We start from the raw sequence: 19,638 nt of genomic DNA on the forward strand, positions 1-19,638 counted from the left end.
ATTAAGTGCTGTCTGCTTTTATTTCCTTGTCAATCTCAGTGTACGACTCTATTCGTCCATACTGCACAATGGTGTCCGTTGGCAGTTGTTTCTTCGTTGCATTGTTTGCCACAACCGTAATGGTGGCTTTTGCGGTCAGTGTGCCGTTGCTGTAGGCGTAGCCCTCGGGGATTTTTACCGTCCCGACAAAGGTATAGCTGCCCGCGGTATTTCCATCGAAGGCACCATTTTTGATTTTCGCCGTAACATCCTTGATTTTCTTGTTATCCACCAACAGCGTTACCATGCTCGGCAGGGATTTTTTCGCCTCTGTCTCGTCCTTGAGGTCGCCGACATTCATCTGAATCTCACCGATGGGGTTCTTCAAACCGTTGATTGCAATCTTCGGTGTGGATGCTGTGCCACCACCACCACCACTGCTGCCGCCTGTGATGGTGGGCGCTTTTACCCCTGTGGCGGTTACCGTCTTTTTCACGCTTAGGCTGCTATCCAGCATTACGCCGTTTGCGCCGCCAGCGCCAGAGGCAGGAATTTTTGGGTAAAAGTGTGTCTTCCCATCTCGTTCCTCCTTTTCCGTGAAAATCATAAAATTCTAATTGTGATTTCACATTCGTTATAGCGGGAAAAATTCTTTTTGTATATCCTACTAAAGTAGGATTGGAAAAAATTTGTATATTATTTTAACAGGCGGATTCCTGCTTCGGGTTGCGTATAATCTCCATTTGTTGGGAAACACTAGCTTGCAAAAGGAAAAGAAGGGACGGTTGATTTATGAGCAACAATATGGATTTAGGCTATGAAATGTTTTGCTATCAATGCGAGCAGACGGCAAATGGTAAGGGCTGTACGAAGCTGGGCGTTTGCGGAAAAACGGCGGAGGTTGCCAATTTGCAGGATTTGCTGATTTTTCAAATTAAGGGTATCAGCTGTTACGGCAAGGCGTTGCTTGCGCAGGGGAAGGAGATTGACAAAAGCGTGATTCGCTTTATCGAAAATGTGCTGTTTACCACGCTGACGAATGTAAACTTTGATGAGGCGGTTCATGTGGAGCTGCTGAAGGAATCGCAGGAAATCAAGGATACGCTGAAAGGCATGACAGGGGAGATTGACAATCATACGGCACACGTTACCTATACCCTCCCCGAAACCAAAACCGAAATGCTCAAGGATGCACCCATGGCAGGCATTATGTATGAGGATTTAGATCCCGATATCCGCTCCTTGCGGCAGACGGTGCTGTATGGCTTGAAGGGCATCAGTGCCTACGGGCATCAGGCGAGGGAGCTGGGGTATTACAGTGACGAGGTGGACAATTTCTATATCGAGGCATTGGAGGCAATTACGGATGATACCCTGACGGTAGAGGAGCTGATTCGCTTGACGATGCGCACAGGCGAGATGGCGATTGCCGTTATGCAGAAGCTGGACGAGGCAAACACCGAGGTTTACGGCAATCCTTCTCCGCATACCGTTGATGTTCACATGAAAAAAGGTCCGTTTATCGTGGTTTCCGGGCATGATTTGAAGGACTTGGAAATGCTTTTGGAGCAGACGAAGGGCAAGGGCATCAATATTTATACGCATGGGGAAATGCTGCCCTGCCATGGCTACGAGGGCTTGAAAAAATATCCGCACTTGGTCGGGAATTTCGGCGGTGCGTGGCAGGATCAGCAAAAGCAGTTCGACAATCTGCCGGGGTGTATTTTGATGACAACCAACTGCCTGATGCGCCCGAGAGAAAGCTACAAGGACCGTATTTACAGCACGAATGTGGTCGGCTGGGAGGGCGTGAAATATATCGGCAAGAAGGAAAACGGCGAGAAGGATTTCAGCGAAATCATTGCGCAGGCGTTGGAATTGGGCGGCTATCCCGAGGATGAGGAGGCACATGAAATTTTGGTCGGCTTCGGGCATCATGCCACATTAGGCTATGCCGATAAAATCGTGGAGGCGGTCAAGAGCGGAAAGCTCAGACATTTCTTTTTGATTGGCGGCTGTGACGGCGCAAGGCCGGGGCGAAATTATTATACGGAATTTGCGAAAAAGGTGCCGCAGGATTGTATCATTTTAACCTTGGCGTGCGGCAAATACAGATTTAATAAGCTGGAGTTCGGCGAGGTGGCAAGTCTGCCGAGATTGCTTGATGTGGGGCAGTGCAACGATGCCTATTCCGCCATCCGCATTGCAACGGCTTTGGCAGATGCCTTTGGGACGGATGTGAACGGCTTGCCGCTGTCCATGATTCTTTCGTGGTATGAGCAGAAGGCGGTGGCGGTTTTGCTGGCACTCTTGAGCCTTGGCGTGAAGGGCATTTATTTGGGGCCGACACTGCCTGCATTTTTAAGCCCGAATGTGCTGCAGTATCTGGTGGATACCTTTGATTTGCGTGCTGTCAGCAACCCCGAGGATGATATCAAAACCTGCTTGAAGCAGAATATGTAAGAAGAAAAATCGGTTTCGGCGGAAGCCGATTTTTTTATTACAAAAACGGCGAAAAAATAAGGTTGCCGTCTCATACTTTGGTAGGATGTTCATTGCGAAAAGAATCTGCTATAATTTTGGCAAATGCAGTATTTTCGCGGGTTTTGTCGAAAAATACAGCGTTCGCAGGATATTGCTTGATGGAAGGACACAAGAGAAGGAAGGGATTTTATGAAGAAAAAGCTAATCAGTCAGTTGGTGTGCGTGACAATAGCGCTTTCTCTTACGTCTGTGTCGGCGCTTGCTGAGGAAACAAACGCAGCGGCGGAGGTAAATGAGGGTGCCGCAGAGGGCAAGGAAGAAGGAAAAACAGAGCCGCAGGAAGCACCCAAGGAAGAAGTAGATGTATCTCAGGGTGGCATCTATGCTGAGGCGCTTTTGTGAAACATTCGTAAAATAAAATTGATTTGTTAAATGGAGGATACCCTCTTTGCCAAATGGCAGGGAGGGTATTTTTTTATTGCAGTGCCAAAATGAGAACACTTATCAAGAAGGAAAAAAGCGGTTGCAAATGAAAAAGAGGCAAATTATAATGGAATTTAGTTAGCCGCAGCTAACAATATAAAAATCACTAGAGAAGGGTGGAGGAAAATGAAAACAATTTACAGCAGCATCAGTAAAAGAGTATTCAGTCTGCTTGTTGCACTTATTATGGCAATTTCGACAGTTCCTTTTGCGGCAGCTTCGGCATTTGCGCAGGAACAGGGAATTTCCATCACAACAAGCACCATTACACCGAATACAAAATCGATTGAGGTTACACTTGCACAAGGTATTACAACCGGCTTTGCAAAGGTCATACAGCTTGACAGCGGAGAAGAGTATGACACGACTAAACTTTTCAGCTATACGGACTTGAGCGGTGTGATTGGATATACAGCTTTGAACGAAGGAAGTAATACGATTACGCTTACAACAGCACCAACGGAAGGCAAAGAGGTAATAGCGGTACTGCATGATAGATCAAGCGGTGAAATGCAGGAATATACTTCTGCACCGATTACGGTCACTGCCTCCGAAGGTTCTTCCGGCGGAGAAACAACCAAACCGACACAGGCGGAAATTTTGGCAGGCTGCGAGGTAACAATAGATGGTTTTGCAGACGGAAAAATTACAGAGGATGCAACATCCCTTACGGCAAATGTGAAGCTGCACAGCAGTGTGAAAAGCTGCTACATGATTGTTGCGGTATACCCCGCAAATACAGTCTTTGATCCCGACAGCACCGCCACAAAGCAGCTTTATTCGGTACGGGTGGAAAACGGAAAAAGCTATACCTGTAATTTCGCAGGGTCCCTTCTCCCTTTGAAGGTGGGGCAGAAGGTATGCGCTTATCTGAATGTGCCTGTTGCAGAAACGAAGAATGATGTTTTTTACAAGCAAAAGCAATCCCGTGAGCTTACGGTTGTGGATAAAAACGGCGAGGGCTTTCGGGATTACACATGGCCCGAGGTAAGCATTGCGGATACGGATTTAAAAGCAGGCGATACCAAGCTGCACATCAATTTTTCCGCAGATGAGAGATTGCTTGCATACGCAAAGGATGAAAATGTAGATTTCAATATGACAGTTTCCATCCAGCAATATCCGCAGGATAAAACATTCGACTTTGAAGGCAGCTATATGCGCAGATTGACGATTCCGCTGCAGTTTACGAAAAATCTGACAAACTATGAAATCAATCTGGAGGAACCGCTTCTGGCAGGCTATCGTGTGCGTGCCGTTGTATATTGGAACCAGAATACGGCGCTGTATATCCCCAAAGGCAATGACTATGAGGCGGAGAGCATCCCTGATGATTCCGTTTTGATTCCTGCTGTGCCTGTTGCGCCGACAGTGAAAATCAACGCAGATAAAATTAAGGCAGGTGCGAGCGCAGTAAGCGTTGTGGTTGCCGGTGATGTGGAAGAAGGCTCTAACCTTATCATCAGACAATATGCGTCTGCGGATGCGGTACAGGGGGACGATTGGGAATTTTTCGGCAACAAGAGTGTTTCCGAAGCAGGAACGGTTTCGGTAGAGAAAAATTCCGCTATAAAAAAGGAATTGGCAGCAGGCAAATATGTTGCGGCAGTGCTGATGAAGGGCGGAACGGTTGTTGCATATTCCAATGCGGTTCCCGTTGTTTTGGAGACAGAGATGGAAAAGCCCGTACTGATTGTGAACGGGAATGTATATGAAGGGGATACCAAGGTAAGTCTTGCGGTGAGCAAAACGGATTTAATCCCCTCCGGCAAGGGAATGATTATCCTATATAAAGCAAAAGAAAACGGAGACGCTGATGTATATGGAGACCCCGTTTCTGTCGGCAGTAAAAGTCCTGTTATCAGTGGGGATAATGTAGAAATCACTATTACAAAGGCTTTAACGGCAGGGGATGTGATTATTCCTTATATCTATTATGTTGATGATGAAGATAAAACGCATTATTACCCCGGCACAGCCTTTACGGTAAAAGCGAAAGCGGAAGGGGACAGCATCAGCGTTTCCCCCGAAGCACTCACAGCAGATACGGAAAGCATTACGGTTTCCGTAAACGGATATGACAGCTATAAGGGCGGCTATGTGTTTGTAAGGCTTGCAGACAGAAACAATACACATCCGGATGATGCGGCATCCCTCAAGAGTCAGAGCTTTACGGGAAGCGGCAGCTATACCTTTGATGTAAAGGGAAATCTTACGCCTGAAAAATATGTATTGGTATATCTTTACAAATATGATGTTGACACTGGCAGAACCCATTACAGTGATGATAAGGTTTATATTCTGATTGGTGGCAAGGTGGTAAAAGAGCCTTCTGTTGAAATTACCTCCTCCAAAATTCTTTCTACGGATAAGAATCTTTATGTAAAGGCGGATTTCGACAATGCGCTTACAGGCAATTTGAAGCTGTATACCTACCGCTATGGTGGTGCATTTGACAGTGCAAATGTAGGAAATGCTTTGCTGTATTCCGGTGCGGTAACGCCTTCCGCATACAGCAGTAAAATTACATTTACCAATGATTTGACGGCAGGAGATAAAATCGTTGCGGTGCTTACGCTGCCAGGCGGCGAAAGCGAAGTGGTAAAAATCTCCGATGCAAAAACCATTCAGGCACCCCCTCAGATTATAGAACCCTCTGCTTATATCAGAGAGGAGCATGTATCCGAAGGCGATACAAAGATGGAAACCTATCTGAACTTTGAAAGAAATTATTATGATTCCGTAAGCTATGTACTGTATAACTACACAGGCGAGGAATTGGATGAAAGCAAAGCAAAAATTGCGGCAGAAAGCAGCATTTACAGCCCCGGCGTAACAACCATGGGCTTTAGAGAAAGCGTAAAGCCGCTGAAAGCAGGCTCCAAGCTGATGATTAAGCTGACGCTTGTGAAAAACGGCGTAAGCAAAGTGGTATATTCCAATGCGAAAACCGTTGAGGCGGCACCCGATTGGGCAACACCTACCGTTTCTATTGATGTTGCCGCAGTCAGAGTGACAGATACTACCATTCCTGTAACAGTGACATACGATGCAGGCTATACGGAAATGAGCGACTATTATTGCAACGTAACAGCATATCAGTTCCCCTCCGACTATACAGATGATGAATTTGAGAAGAAGGAGTTGCATGAAAGCTCGATTACACAGCGTATCGGTCAGCGTGATGCGAATAAAGCAAGCAAGGAGCATTTCACAACCATCAATATTCCCGTTAAGGCGAATACGTTTGAGGCAGGAAAACGATTGATTGTAAAGCTTAGACTGCCTCATCCCGAATGGGCAGGAGAGGAAGCGGATTATCTTTCCTATTCCGTTCCCATTATTGGTGCGGAGGAAGAAATCCCCGCAGCAAAGGTACTGCTGTTCAACCTCGGTGCGGATACCGTAAAGGGCAGCAAAATCAGAGCAATTCTGGAGGAAATGGGAATTAAGGCAGTTACGGTTGAAAAAAGCCAGATTAACCAGTCCGTTGGATATCTTGCAGGGTACAAAGGCTTTGCAGGGGATGCAGAGGCATTTACAGGCAGTGGCTACACAGCGGAATTTATGCTGATGAGCGGCTTGAGCGAAACACAGCTTGACCAGTTTCTTGCAAAAATGCGTGCGGCAGATGCGGTGATTGACCATAAGGCAACAGTGACAGAAACCAATAAGCAGTGGAGCTTTAAAGAGCTGATTGGTGAAATCGAAGAGGAGCATGAAGTAATGCAGGCTTGGCTTGCACTGAAAAATGCAGTGAAAGAGGCAGAGGCTTTGCAGGAAGCGGATTACTCCGCAGAGAAATGGGCGGCATTTGCAAAGGTTTTGGCGGATGCAAAGGAGGTTTCCAAGGTTGAAGCGACGGCAGAGGAATATAACAATGCCACAAAAGCCTTGCAGGATGCCTATAAAGCACTGACTGCCAAGCCGGAGAGCGGCGGCGGTTCTTCCTCCGGCGGCAGAAAATCCAAAACACAGAAAAACGAAACAAAAGTAGAGGAAACGAAGGAAAACAACGAAACAAAAGCAAAGGAGAAAACAATCGTCGAAATGCAGATTGGCAGAAAGAGCATTTCTGTTAACGGGAATCTCGCCCAAAAGGATGCGGCTCCCGTGATTCAGAATAGCAGAACCTTGGTTCCCATCAGATTCATTACAGAATCTTTGGGCGGTGCGGTTGCATGGAACGGCGAAAGCAAAGAGGTTACCTTGCTTTTGGATGGAAAGGAAATTAAGATGACGATTGGGAAAACGCTTGAAAAATATGGCGTTGCACCTGTCATCATGGATAGCCGTACCTATGTGCCTGTTCGCTTTGTAGCGGATGCGCTTGGCGCACAGACTTCTTGGAATGAAGCGGAAAAAACAGTTACGCTCGTAAGGGAAGGCTAAAGCGGAAAATAAAAATGGTCTGAATCCTTGTGGTTCAGACTATTTTTTATGAAAAGGTTGAGTCAAGATTGACTCTATGAGTTAAAATAGACTCGATTTGAGTAAAATAGGGCATTGAACTGACCCCAAAAAGTTAGACAAATATTTTGAAGTAAAAATTGTTCAAGCAGCCGAAAGGGCTTGTTGTCTGTGAATTGCAGGCGGCAAGCCCTTCAGTTTTGCCTTGATCCTGCGGTTGTTGTAGTAATCCAGATATGCAACGAGTTCCTGTTTGAAGTGCTCCATGGACTGAAATTCCTGCAAATACAGCAGTTCGCTCTTGAGCAGTCCAAAGAAATTTTCTATCACAGCATTGTCCAGACAATTCCCTTTTCGGCTCATGCTCTGCCGGATGCCTTTCTCCCGGAGCATCCGTTGATACTGCCTGTGCTGATACTGCCAGCCCTGATCAGAATGGAGAATGTGATTTGTTCCGTCCGGAATTTTTGCAAATGCCTCGTTCAGCATAGTTGTCACCATGCGCAGCACAGGACGATCCGATATGGTATAGCTGACCAGATCGCTACTGTGCAAATCGAGAATTGGGGACAGATACAGTTTCTCACCAAACAGGCTGAACTCTGTCACATCCGTGACCCATTTCTGATTCGGTTTTTCGGCATGGAAGTTCCGATTTAACAGATTTGGTGCGATTTTGCCCACTTCACCCTTGTAAGAACGATACTTCTTCATCCTGACACGGCAAACTAAGCCCAACTTCTGCATAAGACGCTGAACAGTTTTATGATTTAAATAAATATTCCTATTTCGAAGTTCTGCAGTAATACGTCGATAACCGTATCTTCCTTTATTCTCATGGAAAATAGCAGTGATTTCTTCTTTCACAGAATGATATTTATCTGCTTTCTTCAGTTGTTTTAGATGATAGTAAAAGGTTGCACGAGGCAGTTGAGCGACATCCAGCAGGATTGCCAGTGAAAATTCTTGCCTTAGTTTCTAAATCACCTGTGTTTTCTGTGATGCTGTCGCTCGTTTTCCAAAACCAAGGCTTGCAAGTTTTTTAGGTATGCGTTTTCTGCGCGCAATCGCTGCACCCCTGCGATCAAATCCTCCTCTACCTCTTTTTGTAGTTTCATTGGCCGTCCGGTGCTTTTGCGTCCACGACGCTCGATAGCCAGCCCCTCTGAACCTTCTTCGAGATAAATTCGCTCCCAACGTTGAATGATTCCGTGATCATTTATTTCAAATTGTCTTGCCGCTTCACTGTAGCTCAGTTTTTCTTCCAGCATTGTTTCTACCACCAGTTTCTTAAATTCTGGAGTATATCGTTTGTTTGGTGCTCCTTTTGGCATAAAAATCACCCCACTTGCTAAATAGTATATCATACTGTCTAACAAATGGGGTGCAGTTCACTTATCTTTCATTAGGGATATAAGGTATTAAATCGAGAGGAGATTATTCAAATTTTAAGAGAAAGCTTGTGACAGAAGCATATTTTCGGCAGGCTTTCGGAAAGCGGATAGACAGAATCATAGAATTGGGAAGGAGTCGGAACGCAGATGGAATATGTAACCTTAAATAATGGCGTGCAGCTGCCGATGATTGGCTTTGGTACATGGGATGTGCGTGGAGAGGCAGGCAAGAAAACGATTCTCACCGCATTGGACAGCGGATACAGGCTGATTGACACAGGGCAAATGTATGAAAATGAAGATATCGTCGGGCAGGCGGTAAAAGAAAGCGGTCTGGAGAGAAAAGAGGTCTTTCTTACAACAAAGCTGTACCGTCCCTGCGTTACCTACGAAAAAGCAAAGGCCGTAATCGAAAAATCTCTGCAGGCATTGCAGACGGATTATATTGATTTGCTTTTGATTCATGAGCCGTATGATTCCGCTTTGGAAATGTATGAAGCCATGAAGGAGGCCTATCGGGCAGGAAAGGTAAGAGCAATCGGCATTTCCAATTTTAATGAAAAGAAATATCAGGCGTTTGTTGCCGCCTGTGATATTGTGCCTGCGGTCAGCCAGGTGGAATCCCATGTGTACTATCCGCAGCTGGCATTGCAAAAGGAAATGGAAAAGCATGGAACGCAAATGCAATCTTGGGCATCCTTTACGGAGGGCAGAAAAAATATTTTTGCGGAGCCGTTATTGCAGGAGCTTGGGAACAAATACGGAAAAACATCTGCACAGATTGCACTGCGGTATTTGGTGCAGAATAAAATTGCGGTAATTCCGAAATCCGTCCATCAGGAGCGCATGAAACAAAACCTCGCTGTCTTTGATTTTGAAATTTCGCAGGAGGATATGAAAAAAATTGAGAAATTGGATGGCGGAAAAACCCTGTTTGGGTGGTATTGAGCGGAAGGGTTCGGGAAACGAATAGCTCATTACTTTGCTCCGCAAAGCAGGCTTTGCCTGCCGCCCCTTCTTGGACGGTAAGTATTCTCCGGAATGGAATCCGCAGAGGGAGCTTTGCCCCCTCGAGGAAAACAGGGCGTTTCAAGGTGCTTGCCACCGCCGGAACGCATCTGTTTATTCTTCTGTTTCAATAAGTCGAAATCCTGATTTCGACTTAGGGGTCGACTTTGTCGACACCTTAAAACGGTCTGAACCCTGCGGTTCAGACCGTTTTTATATCCTCAGCCTTCGTAAATGAAGTTATCAATCAATCTGGTTTTGCCGATATAAACCGCCATGGCAACCAATACGGGCGGCTGCATTGTGCTGACAGGCTCTACTGCTGCGATGGCGCAAGGGCAATCAATCCTTGTGGGAATCAGTGCTTGGCTGCCTGAGAATACCATTCCAGTGTTTCATAAACAATGCTCATGTGTTCTTCAATAATTTTCTGTAAGGCGGCTTCGTCCTTTGCCTTCAGCGTATTGAGAATTTCTTTATGCTGATGGAAGGAGGTTTTGAGCTGATCCAGAGGGAGGTTGGTTGCGCTATACATATAAAACATGGTGCCGATGCTCCAGTTGGATTCATAGAGCTTCATAATCTGCGGATTGCCACAGAGGGAGATATAGAGGGTATGGAATTTTGTTTCCAGCTCTGCCGCAGCGGGATATCCGGCTTCCAGTGCGGTTTCAAATTCCTGTACAACGGTCTCCATCTCCTTGATGATGCTGGGGTGATACTCAATATTGCGGATACAGAGTTTTACACAGAAAAGCTCCATCATCTGACGCGCTTCAATGATATTTCTAATCTGGGTATCGGAAAGCTGTGCAACGGTTGTGCCCTTTCTCGGCGTTGCCTCTACCAGACCAAGCGCAATCAAGCGGTTGATTGCAGCAAGGACAGGGGAGCGGCTGATGCCCAGTGAATCGGATATTTCCTGCGTATTTAATTTTGTTCCGGGGGCGTATTCCCCGTTTTGAATTCGTTTTTTAATTTCTTCATAAGCGAAATCCTGTAAAGAATCTGAAGGTTTCATACTATCTCTCCTAAAATAAAAAAATAAATAAATCATACCTCGACAAATGTGAGCGTATCCCCTTAAAAACAATTTTTATCATTATACATCAAAAAGCAGATTTTGTATACAAAAAATAGGATTTCTTTCAAAATAAGAAAACTGTGAAAATTTGATAAATTTCGACAATTCAAAAAAGTTGGTTTTTAGCAATACGCAAAAATGCGTTTTTGCAAAAATATACAAAAATAAAGAAATTTTAAAAATTAACAAAAAATGGATTGACATTTGCAAAAATGAATATTAGTATCAAATTACAAATTCAAAAAAGAAAAATTGAATACAAAAATAACGAAAACAATACAAAAGCGAAAGGGGAAATAAGTATGGATTTCACAGGAAAGAACATTATTGTGACAGGCGGTGCGAGCGGCATCGGCAAAGCAATCGTAACCGGCGTGGTAGAAGGCGGCGGTCATGCGATTATTGTTGATCTGAATCTGGATGCAGCCGAAAAGCTCAGAGAGGAGCTGGGCAAGGACAAAACCTCTGCTTACAAGGTAAATCTGGCGAACAGTGCTGAAATCAGAGAGGTATTTGGCAAAATTGTTGCAGATTTTAAGCAGATACATGGGCTGATCAACAATGCAGGCATCGTAAGCACGGTACCCTTTGATGAGGTAACACAGGCAGAATGGGATAAAGTAATTGCCATTAACCTGACAGGTGTTTATACTGCAATTAGTGCAGTTTATCCCTCTATGAAGGCAAACGGATATGGCAGAATTGTAAATGTAGCCTCCGTAGCGGCAAAAAGAGGCGGCGGTCTTTTGGGAACAAGTGCCTATGCGGCATCCAAGGCAGGCGTAATCGGGCTGACAAAGGCAGTTGCCAGAGAAGGCGCACCTTATGGGGTTGCCTGCAACGGCGTATGCCCCAGCTTGACAATGACACCGATGACTGCCAATATGGGAGAAGAAAAGACAAAGAAGATTATCGCAACCATTCCTTTGGGACGAGGCGCACAGCCGAGAGAAATTGCAAATATGGTTCTGTTCTACGCATCTGATCTGGCAAGCTTTGCTACCGGTGAAATCAGTGATGTGGACGGTGGCGTAACAATGGACGGCTGATATCGGTAAGAAAAGGTTGAGGAGGAATTTTCATGAAAAAGAAAATTTTGGCGATTGCAATGACAGCCATTGTTGCGGCATTGGGCTTGACCGGCTGTAATAATGGTATGGGTATCAATGATGACGGTACATATACATGGAAAATGGCATTGAACTCCACAGAAGGGGACAATGCTTACGATACAGGCGCAGCCTTCGCGAAAAAGATAGAGGAACTGACGGATGGCAGAGTAGAGGTTGTTCTTTATGGCGGCGGCAGCCTTGGTACAACTTCTGAGGTTCTGGAAGGGATGAAATTCGGCGTTGCCAACGTGATGTGTGAATCAATAGGTACACTGGCAACCTTTACCCCGATGGCGAATATTGACGCAACCCCGTATCTGTTCCGCGATTATGATCACTTCATGGAAACATGGAACAGCGATGTCGGCGAGGAAATCAAGGAGACTGTCGGTGAGGAAAGCGGCTTTAAGCTGCTGGGCGGCACATACAGAGGTCCCCGTATCGTAACGGCAACAAAGGAAATGAAAAATATCGAGGATTTCAAGGGCTTTAAGCTGAGAGCACCAAATCTGGAGATGTATCTGGAAACCTGGAAATGGATGAAGGCAGCACCTACACCCATTGCGATGACAGAAACCTATACAGCTTTGCAGCAGAAGACGGTAGACGGGCAGGAAAACCCTATGACGGACTCCCTGAACTATGCATTTGATGAGGTCTGCAAATATTGGATTAAGACAAACCATGTTTACAGCAGTAACGTTATCATCATGGATAGAGAATACTTTGATGCATTACCTGAGGATATTCAGCAGGCAGTGCGGGAGGCAGCTGAATATGCAGGCGTAACTGTCAGCGAACAGCAGCTGCAGAAGGAAAAGGAAGCAGAGCAGGAGCTGATTGATAAGGGCTGCCATATTATTGAAGTGGATACAGACCAGTTTATCGAATATTTCAAGGACTTTACAGATGAAAAATTCCCTTATTTGGCAGATTGGGCAGCAAAGATTCGTGCTGTCGGCAAAGAGGAGTAAATACAAAGGAAAATCATTAAAATCGAGGTGAATCGAATGAAAGGGTACGGAAAATTTCTGGACGGAATTGAAAAGATAGAAAAATTATTTCTGGCGGTAACGGTTGCAATCATGATTATTGTCATTACCTATCAGGTTATTTTAAGATATGTTTTTTCTGCGTCCAATGCGTGGAGTGAGGAACTGGCAAGGTATCTGTTTATCTATGATGTTATGGTAGCAGCAGCCATTGCCACAAGAAGAAACAGCCATTTGCAGGTGGATGCGTTTATCGGTATTCTTAAGCCCAGAACGAAGGCAATCTATACAGTGATTGCAACCATCGTAGGGATTGTATTCCTGGCATTTCTGTTCTGTTATTCTGTTGTATTGTGTCAGGCAGCGGCAGTGAATGTTTCTGCCGGCTTGAAGATTCCGATGTCTGTGCCGTATGCATGTATGCCGATTGGTGCAGTATTGATGATCTTGACCTCTATTGAGGTTATTATGAAGCAGCTTGTGGAAATTGCGGAATTAAGCAGAAGGGAGGCGTAACACATGAATGCCGGTTTGATTGTAATTATTTTGTTATTGGTATTATCCATTTTGGGTATTCCGATTTATCTTGCGTTGGGTATTGGCACACTGGTTGCCCTGAATATGGCAGATATGCCGTTTATCGTGCTTCCACAGAAGCTTTTTGCAGGCATGAACTCCAGCTCACTGCTGGCAATCCCGTTCTTTATGCTGGCAGGGAATATTATGTCTCGCAGTATTACAGGGAAGCTGATTGATGTTTCCAATGCCTTGATCGGTTGGATTAAAGGCTCTCTGGCGGTTGTTACCGTACTGGCATCTGCGCTGTTCGGTGCGATTTCCGGTTCCGGTGTTGCAACGGCATCTGCGGTTGGCGGCACAACCATTCCTGCCATGAAGGAGGAAGGCTATCCCGACCATTTCGCAGCGGCGATTTCCGGTATTGCGGCTATTCTGGGGCCTATCATCCCGCCTTCCATTACATTGATCGTATATGCGAGCATTACGGATTTGTCCGTATCCAAGCTGTTTGTCGGCTCTGTCATTCCCGGTATCCTGATGGCAGTCGGTCTGATTATTTATGCGCTGTTCTATGGTAAGAAGAATGACCTGCCTGCGCATGAGAGAAAATCTGCAAAAGAGGTTCTGCTTATTTTCAAAGACAGTATCTGGGCTCTGCTGATGCCCGTTATCATTCTGGGCGGTATTTTCGGCGGTATTTTTACACCAACGGAATCCGCAGCGGTTGCAGTTGTGTATGCGCTTCTGGTCAGCCTGCTGATTTATAAGGATATTAAGATTAAGGATATCCCCGGCATTTTCGTGGATGGTGCGATTTCTACAGCAACCATTCTGATGCTGGTAGGGATTTCCAAATCCTCCGGTTATGTTATCACAACATCCGGTCTGCCTCATCAGGTTCTGGAGGTATTCAGCTCCTTTACCAATAGTACAGTTGTCATTCTGCTGCTGCTGAATATTCTGTTCCTGGTTATCGGTATGCTGATGGAGGCAAATGCAGCGATTATCATGATGACACCTATCCTGCTGCCTCTGCTGGATGCGTTTGGCATTGACCCTTTGCAGTTTGGTATCATGATGAGCTTCAACCTGTGTATCGGTCTGGTTACACCGCCGGTCGGCATCTGCTTGCTGATGACAAACCAGATTGCCGAGGCACGCTTTGTGCAAACGCTAAAATCGGTTATGCCAATGCTGCTCATCGGTGTTGTGGTGCTGATGCTGGTTACTTATATTCCGCAGGTTACAACCTTCCTGCCGGGATTGATTAAATAAGATGTAAAAAATAAATAAGATGTAAAATAGATCTGAAAATGTAATTTTGAGAAAAGAAAATGCTGCATACTGCTTGGGTATGCAGCATTTTTCAGAAGGAGGGAACAGAGATGCAGGAGCAGGTAAAGGCAACGTTTCTGGTAAATGCGGCGGTGCTTCTGGAGTTTCGGGGGACGAAGCTGCTAATCGACGGGATTTATGATGAAAACGGACATTGCTTCAGCAATCTTTCCGAAAGGCAATGGGAAAAGCTGAAGGCGGGCGAGGGAGAATTTGCGGGTATTGAGTATCTGCTGTTTACCCATGAGCATGGGGATCATTTTTCGCCGCAGAGGGTGGCGGAATATCTGGAGTACCGGCAGCCGAAGGCGATTTTCATGCCGAGAGACGGCTCTGCTGCCTTGCGGGCGTTGCAGAAAAAGGCGGAGGGGATGGGGATTCCGTGTGTTCTGCTGCATCGGGAATTATGCAGGAAAACCGTTTTTCGTCCGGAGCAGGAGATTCGTATCCGTGCCTTTCAGACCAGACATCTGGATAAGCTTTACTGGGATGTGCCGCATTTCTGTTATTTATTAGAGTGCGGCGAGAAGAAGCTGCTTTTTACGGCGGATGTGGATTTCACACAGGAGGATTTTTCTGCGGTACGAGGCATGGCGCTGGATGCGGTGTTTGTCAATCCGCTGATGAGCCACAGCGAGGAGGGCAAGGCATTATTTGCGGCAGGCGTATTGCAGACAAAGACGAAGATTGTTTATCATATTCCCTTTGCAGGAGAGGATAAAATGATGATACGGAAGATTGTGGAGCAGGAAATGCGCGCAGGAAGGCAGGAAAATGCGCTGTTCTTTATGGAGGAAGGACAGACCTGCCTGATTTAAGAAAAATAGGATTCTGAGGTTTTGTGATAAAAAATTCTGACAAGAACCTCTTTTTTTAGACATCATTTTGTATACAAAAGTAGTTTTATGAATTTTAAATAAAAATCAGAAATACATTCTGTAAATTACGCCAAAAAGGAAAAAAATGGCGGTATTGTATTGACACATAAAAATTCTAATGATAAAATTTGAATACAAAATAAATAAAAAGAATACAAAATAAAGAAGGAGAGATACAAATGATGCAATCCATCGAACATGCTGCAGGCAGCATAAAAAGAGTCGTTGCATTCCGCTTGAAGCCCGGTATGGATGTTTTGAAGGGCATCGAGGAGATTTGCAAAGCAGAAAATATTAAAAACGGCGTAATCCTCAGCGGGATTGGCAGTCTGGACGGTGCAGCCTTTTGTAATCCTGTTCCTTTGAAGGATAAAAAAGCAGGATACGGCTACGGAGAACCTACGATTCTGTATGGTCCCATTGAGCTGACTGCGGCAGCCGGCATGATCTGCCACGATGATGACGGCAACCTTCTGCTTCATGTACACATGAGCATGAGCGACCAGCACGGCACAGGGCATGGCGGTCATCTCATTGAAGGCACAAAGGTTCTGCTGACCACGGATATGGTGATTGCGGAGCTGGATGGGCTGGTTATGGGCAGAAGATTTGATGAGGAACTCGGGGTGCCTCTGTTTGCACCCAAGCAAAAATAAAAAACATAAAAAGAATGAGAAAAAAGAAAGGTGTGAATCACATTGGCTTCTAAAGGTAAAAAATATCCCAAGGAAATGCTTTTGGATATGTACAAAACAATGTTGAGTATCAGAGCATTTGAAACAAAAGCGGCAGAATGCTTCACAAAGGGTATGCTGGCAGGGAATATTCACCTGTGCATCGGGCAGGAGGCAGTGCCCACAGGTGCTTGCTATGCACTGGAACCCGAAGATTATATGACATCTACCCACAGAGGGCATGGTCACTGTATCGCAAAGGGCGCATCTCTGGATAAAATGCTAGCAGAGCTGTTCGGTAAGAAAACAGGGTATTGTCAGGGTAAGGGCGGTTCCATGCACATCGCGGATGTAGCAGGACTGCACAGCCTTGGTGCAAACGGTATCGTAGGCGCAGGTATTCCCATTGCGGCAGGCTCTGCACTGGTGTCCAAGATTAAGGGAGATAAGCATGTTACCCTGTGCTTCTTCGGTGACAGCGCATCCAATCAGGGTACCTTCCACGAAGCGGTAAATATGGCGGCGGCATGGAAGCTGCCTGTAGTATTCCTGTGTGAAAACAACAGCTACGGCGTTTCTGTTAATATCCATTCCGTAACCAATACGGATACGATTGCAGTGCGTGCGCAGGCGTATAACATCCCCGGGAAAACGGTTGACGGCAACGATCCCGTTACTGTATATGAAGCAGTAAAAGAAGCGGTAGATTATGCAAGAGAGGGCAACGGTCCTTCTATCGTAGAGTGCATGACGTTCCGCCATCAGGGACATTATTGCGGTGACCCTGCAAATTATCGCCCTGCATCCTACATGGAGGAGGCGCATAAGAAGGACGCAATCCCCAATATGAGAAAGAGACTGTTGGATGGCGTGGCAACAGAGGAAGAAATTCTGGCTGTGGAAAAGGCAGTAGAGGATGAGATGGAAGCGGCTTATCAGTTTGCAAATGAATCCGCATATCCTGACCCTTCCGAAGCAACAACAGATGTATATTTCTCTGATAATGAAAGGAGCGTTGTAAGATGAGTAAAAAATTGAGCATCAGTAAAGCCATCGGCGAGGCTCTTCATGAGGAAATGGCAAGAGATGAAAATGTAATTATCATGGGCGAAGACATGGGTAAGATGGGGAATGTTTTCGGCATTACGGTTGGCTTTCAGGAGGAATTCGGTGAGAACCGCGTGTTTGATACCCCGATTTCCGAATCCGGCTTCTGTGGCATGGCAGTGGGGGCTGCAATGAGAGGGATTCGCCCTGTGGTAGAGTTGATGTATGATGACTTTATCACCGTTGCGGCAGATCCTATCATCAATCAGGCTGCAAAGATGAGATATATGACAGGCGGACAGGCAACCGTACCCATGGTATTGAGACTGCCCATGGGCGCAGGCAGAAGAAACGCAGGACAGCATTCGCAGTGCTTTGAAAATATTTTCTGCCACACACCCGGTCTGAAGGTTGTGGCACCCTCCAGCGCGGAGGATGCAAAGGGCTTGCTGAAATCCGCGATTCGTGATGAGGACCCCGTTATCTTTATTGAACATAAGCTGCTGTATGCAAAGAAGGAGCAGATTCCCGAAGGGGAATACACCATCCCTCTGGGTGTTGCGGATGTGAAAAGAGAGGGTACAGATATTACAATCGTAACCTGGAGCCGTGAGGTATACTTCGCACTGGAGGCAGCGGAAGAGCTGGCGAAGGAAGGCATCAGCGCAGAAGTTCTGGATTTGAGAACACTGGTTCCTCTGGATTGGGATGCCATCGTGAAATCCGTTTCCAAGACACACAATGTAATCGTTCTGTCCGAAGAGGTAAAGCGTGGCAGCTATGCGGCTGAAATTTCCGCACAGATTGCAGAGGAGCTGTTTGATGAACTGGACGCACCCGTAGAACGTGTCTGCGGTCTGAATATTGTTTCTCCCTTCAGCCCTACATTGGAGGATGAAAACTTCCCTCATCCCGCAGATATCGTAAAGGCAGTGAAAAAGGTTCTGAATAAATAAGGAGGGAAAACCATGGCTTTTGAAGTAAAGATGCCTCAGTTGGGGCTGACAATGGAAGAAGGCACAGTCACAAAATGGGTAAAACAGGAAGGCGACACGGTCAAGGCCGGTGATGTCATTCTGGAAATTACAACAGATAAATTGACAAGCGAAGTAGAAAGCGAGCATGACGGCGTATTGCTGAAAATTGTAGCGCAGGAAGGCGAGGATATCCCCGTAAAGGGTCTGCTGGCATATATCGGTGAAGCAGGCGAACAGGTTGGGGATGCACCCGCGGCAAAGGCAGAAGCACCTGCGGCTGAAGCGCCCGTGCCCGCAGCAGCACCTGCAGCACCTGTTGCACCTGTGGCAGGCGGCAGAATCAGAATTTCCCCTCTGGCAAAGAAAACAGCAGCAAAGCTGGGGGTAGATTATACAACAGTGGCAGGCTCCGGCCCTCTGGGCAGAATCGTGCAGAAGGATATTCTGGCGGCGGCAGAAGCTGCAAAAGCCGCACCTGCACCCGTAGCACAGGCGGCAGCAGAAAAGGCAGCGCCGAAGAAAACCGCACTGGAACTGATGGATGGCGACGAGGTTGTAAAGCTGGCAGGGATGAGAAAGGTCGTTTCCGAAAGAATGACAAAATCCGCACAGGAAATCCCTACCGTTACGCAGAATGTCCGCATTGATGTGACAGAGCTGATGGCATTCCGTAAGAAGATTAACAATGACCTTGGCGTGAAATATTCTTTGAATGATTATGTGCTGAAAGCAACGGCAAAGGCACTGAAAAATAACAAGCATATTCTGGTATCTATCGACGGTGACCAGATTATCAAGCGTGCGCATGTGAATATCGGTATGGCGGTTGCGCTGGAGGATGGTCTGATTGTGCCCGTTATCAAGGACGCGGATAAGATGAGTCTGGGCGAAATTTCCGAAGCAGCGAGAGATCTGGCAGAACGTGCAAGAACAAATAAGCTGTCGATGGACGAATATAAGGGCTCTACCTTCTCCATCTCCAATCTGGGTATGTTCGGCGTAGAAACCTTTAATCCTATCATCAATCAGCCGGATGCAGGCATTCTGGGTGTCTGCGCAGTGCAGGATGAGCTGGTAATGGATGCAGAAGGCAACATCACAAAGAGACAGTTCATGCGCATTTCCTTTACATTCGACCATAGATTGATTGACGGTGCGACAGCAGCAAAATTTGAACTCGCTATCAAAGAGCTGTTGGAAAACCCCATGCAGATTCTGCTGTAACATCGGAAGAAAAAGAAGACAGAAATCAAGAGAAGAAA

The 19,638-nt window shown here is 46.1% G+C and carries 17 protein-coding genes and 1 pseudogene; 13 read left to right on the forward strand and 5 right to left on the reverse strand.

The window, feature by feature from the left end; genetic code table 11:
• Nucleotide 1: 1 nt before the first annotated feature.
• A complete protein-coding gene (locus EJE48_RS10980; RefSeq protein WP_118580816.1) occupies nt 2-586 on the reverse strand; it encodes a hypothetical protein in 585 nt (194 codons plus the stop codon).
• Between the two features lie 185 nt (nt 587-771).
• Here EJE48_RS10980 and hcp point away from each other — a divergent pair, with 185 nt between their 5' ends.
• From hcp to EJE48_RS10995, 3 genes are all read left to right on the forward strand, one after another.
• Entirely contained in the window at nt 772-2,442 is a 1,671-nt protein-coding gene (gene hcp / locus EJE48_RS10985) for a hydroxylamine reductase (RefSeq protein ID WP_118580813.1), read from the forward strand.
• 210 nt (nt 2,443-2,652) lie between these two features.
• The gene (locus EJE48_RS10990; RefSeq protein WP_016406712.1) at nt 2,653-2,865 is read left to right on the forward strand and encodes a hypothetical protein; all 213 of its coding nucleotides are present in this window, start codon (nt 2,653-2,655) and stop codon (nt 2,863-2,865) included.
• 207 nt (nt 2,866-3,072) lie between these two features.
• A complete protein-coding gene (locus tag EJE48_RS10995; protein ID WP_118580810.1) occupies nt 3,073-7,338 on the forward strand; it encodes a DUF3783 domain-containing protein in 4,266 nt (1,421 codons plus the stop codon).
• Nucleotides 7,339-7,500: 162 nt separating this feature from the next.
• Here EJE48_RS10995 and EJE48_RS11000 read toward each other — a convergent pair.
• Nucleotides 7,501-8,319, reverse strand: a pseudogene (locus tag EJE48_RS11000) (IS3 family transposase); the annotation flags it as partial.
• Between the two features lie 20 nt (nt 8,320-8,339).
• Nucleotides 8,340-8,690 (reverse strand): transposase, encoded by a 351-nt coding sequence (locus EJE48_RS12995; protein WP_118580804.1) that lies wholly within the window; start codon nt 8,688-8,690, stop codon nt 8,340-8,342.
• A 207-nt stretch (nt 8,691-8,897) separates the two neighbouring features.
• Here EJE48_RS12995 and EJE48_RS11010 point away from each other — a divergent pair, with 207 nt between their 5' ends.
• Nucleotides 8,898-9,698 (forward strand): aldo/keto reductase, encoded by an 801-nt coding sequence (locus EJE48_RS11010; protein WP_118580801.1) that lies wholly within the window; start codon nt 8,898-8,900, stop codon nt 9,696-9,698.
• A gap of 281 nt (nt 9,699-9,979) precedes the next feature.
• On the opposite strand, the gene EJE48_RS13000 is transcribed toward EJE48_RS11010, so the two are convergent.
• Nucleotides 9,980-10,144 carry a hypothetical protein gene (locus EJE48_RS13000; RefSeq protein ID WP_160117366.1) on the reverse strand — a complete coding sequence of 55 codons (165 nt, stop codon included), beginning with the start codon at nt 10,142-10,144 and terminating at the stop codon, nt 9,980-9,982.
• The gene (locus tag EJE48_RS11015; protein ID WP_160117367.1) at nt 10,117-10,779 is read right to left on the reverse strand and encodes a GntR family transcriptional regulator; all 663 of its coding nucleotides are present in this window, start codon (nt 10,777-10,779) and stop codon (nt 10,117-10,119) included. The genes EJE48_RS13000 and EJE48_RS11015 overlap by 28 nt, the downstream gene beginning before the upstream one ends.
• A gap of 365 nt (nt 10,780-11,144) precedes the next feature.
• Here EJE48_RS11015 and EJE48_RS11020 point away from each other — a divergent pair, with 365 nt between their 5' ends.
• From EJE48_RS11020 to EJE48_RS11060, 9 genes are all read left to right on the forward strand, one after another.
• Nucleotides 11,145-11,891: an SDR family NAD(P)-dependent oxidoreductase gene (locus EJE48_RS11020; protein ID WP_118581212.1), complete on the forward strand. Its 747-nt coding sequence runs from the start codon at nt 11,145-11,147 to the stop codon at nt 11,889-11,891.
• Nucleotides 11,892-11,923: 32 nt separating this feature from the next.
• On the forward strand, nt 11,924-12,928 hold the full coding sequence (locus tag EJE48_RS11025; RefSeq protein WP_124984567.1) for a TRAP transporter substrate-binding protein: 1,005 nt from the start codon (nt 11,924-11,926) through the stop codon (nt 12,926-12,928).
• Between the two features lie 36 nt (nt 12,929-12,964).
• Nucleotides 12,965-13,462 (forward strand): TRAP transporter small permease, encoded by a 498-nt coding sequence (locus EJE48_RS11030; protein WP_016407898.1) that lies wholly within the window; start codon nt 12,965-12,967, stop codon nt 13,460-13,462.
• A 3-nt stretch (nt 13,463-13,465) separates the two neighbouring features.
• Entirely contained in the window at nt 13,466-14,740 is a 1,275-nt protein-coding gene (locus EJE48_RS11035) for a TRAP transporter large permease (protein ID WP_118580795.1), read from the forward strand.
• A gap of 110 nt (nt 14,741-14,850) precedes the next feature.
• Nucleotides 14,851-15,618: an MBL fold metallo-hydrolase gene (locus tag EJE48_RS11040; RefSeq protein WP_016407896.1), complete on the forward strand. Its 768-nt coding sequence runs from the start codon at nt 14,851-14,853 to the stop codon at nt 15,616-15,618.
• Between the two features lie 239 nt (nt 15,619-15,857).
• Complete coding sequence (locus tag EJE48_RS11045) at nt 15,858-16,334, forward strand: PPC domain-containing DNA-binding protein (RefSeq protein WP_016407895.1); 477 nt, start codon at nt 15,858-15,860, stop codon at nt 16,332-16,334.
• Between the two features lie 42 nt (nt 16,335-16,376).
• A complete protein-coding gene (locus tag EJE48_RS11050) occupies nt 16,377-17,378 on the forward strand; it encodes a thiamine pyrophosphate-dependent dehydrogenase E1 component subunit alpha (RefSeq protein ID WP_016407894.1) in 1,002 nt (333 codons plus the stop codon).
• A complete protein-coding gene (locus EJE48_RS11055; RefSeq protein WP_016407893.1) occupies nt 17,375-18,355 on the forward strand; it encodes an alpha-ketoacid dehydrogenase subunit beta in 981 nt (326 codons plus the stop codon). Before EJE48_RS11050 ends, EJE48_RS11055 begins: the two co-directional genes overlap by 4 nt.
• A 12-nt stretch (nt 18,356-18,367) precedes the next feature.
• Nucleotides 18,368-19,600: a dihydrolipoamide acetyltransferase family protein gene (locus EJE48_RS11060; RefSeq protein ID WP_118580789.1), complete on the forward strand. Its 1,233-nt coding sequence runs from the start codon at nt 18,368-18,370 to the stop codon at nt 19,598-19,600.
• Nucleotides 19,601-19,638: the final 38 nt, after the last annotated feature.

The sequence above is a fragment of the Anaerotignum faecicola genome, assembly GCF_003865035.1.
Lineage (GTDB): Bacteria > Bacillota > Clostridia > Lachnospirales > Anaerotignaceae > Anaerotignum_A > Anaerotignum_A faecicola.

What these genes read in the sequence shown, in the direction of transcription:
- EJE48_RS13000 (WP_160117366.1), bottom strand. Translation starts at nt 10,144, where the DNA reads ATGGTATTCTCAGGCAGCCAAGCACTGATTCCCACAAGGATTGATTGC.
- hcp (WP_118580813.1), top strand. Translation starts at nt 772, where the DNA reads ATGAGCAACAATATGGATTTAGGCTATGAAATGTTTTGCTATCAATGC.
- EJE48_RS11025 (WP_124984567.1), top strand. Translation starts at nt 11,924, where the DNA reads ATGAAAAAGAAAATTTTGGCGATTGCAATGACAGCCATTGTTGCGGCA.
- EJE48_RS12995 (WP_118580804.1), bottom strand. Translation starts at nt 8,690, where the DNA reads ATGCCAAAAGGAGCACCAAACAAACGATATACTCCAGAATTTAAGAAA.
- EJE48_RS11030 (WP_016407898.1), top strand. Translation starts at nt 12,965, where the DNA reads ATGAAAGGGTACGGAAAATTTCTGGACGGAATTGAAAAGATAGAAAAA.
- EJE48_RS11055 (WP_016407893.1), top strand. Translation starts at nt 17,375, where the DNA reads ATGAGTAAAAAATTGAGCATCAGTAAAGCCATCGGCGAGGCTCTTCAT.
- EJE48_RS11045 (WP_016407895.1), top strand. Translation starts at nt 15,858, where the DNA reads ATGATGCAATCCATCGAACATGCTGCAGGCAGCATAAAAAGAGTCGTT.
- EJE48_RS10990 (WP_016406712.1), top strand. Translation starts at nt 2,653, where the DNA reads ATGAAGAAAAAGCTAATCAGTCAGTTGGTGTGCGTGACAATAGCGCTT.
- EJE48_RS11015 (WP_160117367.1), bottom strand. Translation starts at nt 10,779, where the DNA reads ATGAAACCTTCAGATTCTTTACAGGATTTCGCTTATGAAGAAATTAAA.
- EJE48_RS11040 (WP_016407896.1), top strand. Translation starts at nt 14,851, where the DNA reads ATGCAGGAGCAGGTAAAGGCAACGTTTCTGGTAAATGCGGCGGTGCTT.
- EJE48_RS11035 (WP_118580795.1), top strand. Translation starts at nt 13,466, where the DNA reads ATGAATGCCGGTTTGATTGTAATTATTTTGTTATTGGTATTATCCATT.
- EJE48_RS11010 (WP_118580801.1), top strand. Translation starts at nt 8,898, where the DNA reads ATGGAATATGTAACCTTAAATAATGGCGTGCAGCTGCCGATGATTGGC.
- EJE48_RS11020 (WP_118581212.1), top strand. Translation starts at nt 11,145, where the DNA reads ATGGATTTCACAGGAAAGAACATTATTGTGACAGGCGGTGCGAGCGGC.
- EJE48_RS10995 (WP_118580810.1), top strand. Translation starts at nt 3,073, where the DNA reads ATGAAAACAATTTACAGCAGCATCAGTAAAAGAGTATTCAGTCTGCTT.
- EJE48_RS11060 (WP_118580789.1), top strand. Translation starts at nt 18,368, where the DNA reads ATGGCTTTTGAAGTAAAGATGCCTCAGTTGGGGCTGACAATGGAAGAA.
- EJE48_RS10980 (WP_118580816.1), bottom strand. Translation starts at nt 586, where the DNA reads ATGATTTTCACGGAAAAGGAGGAACGAGATGGGAAGACACACTTTTAC.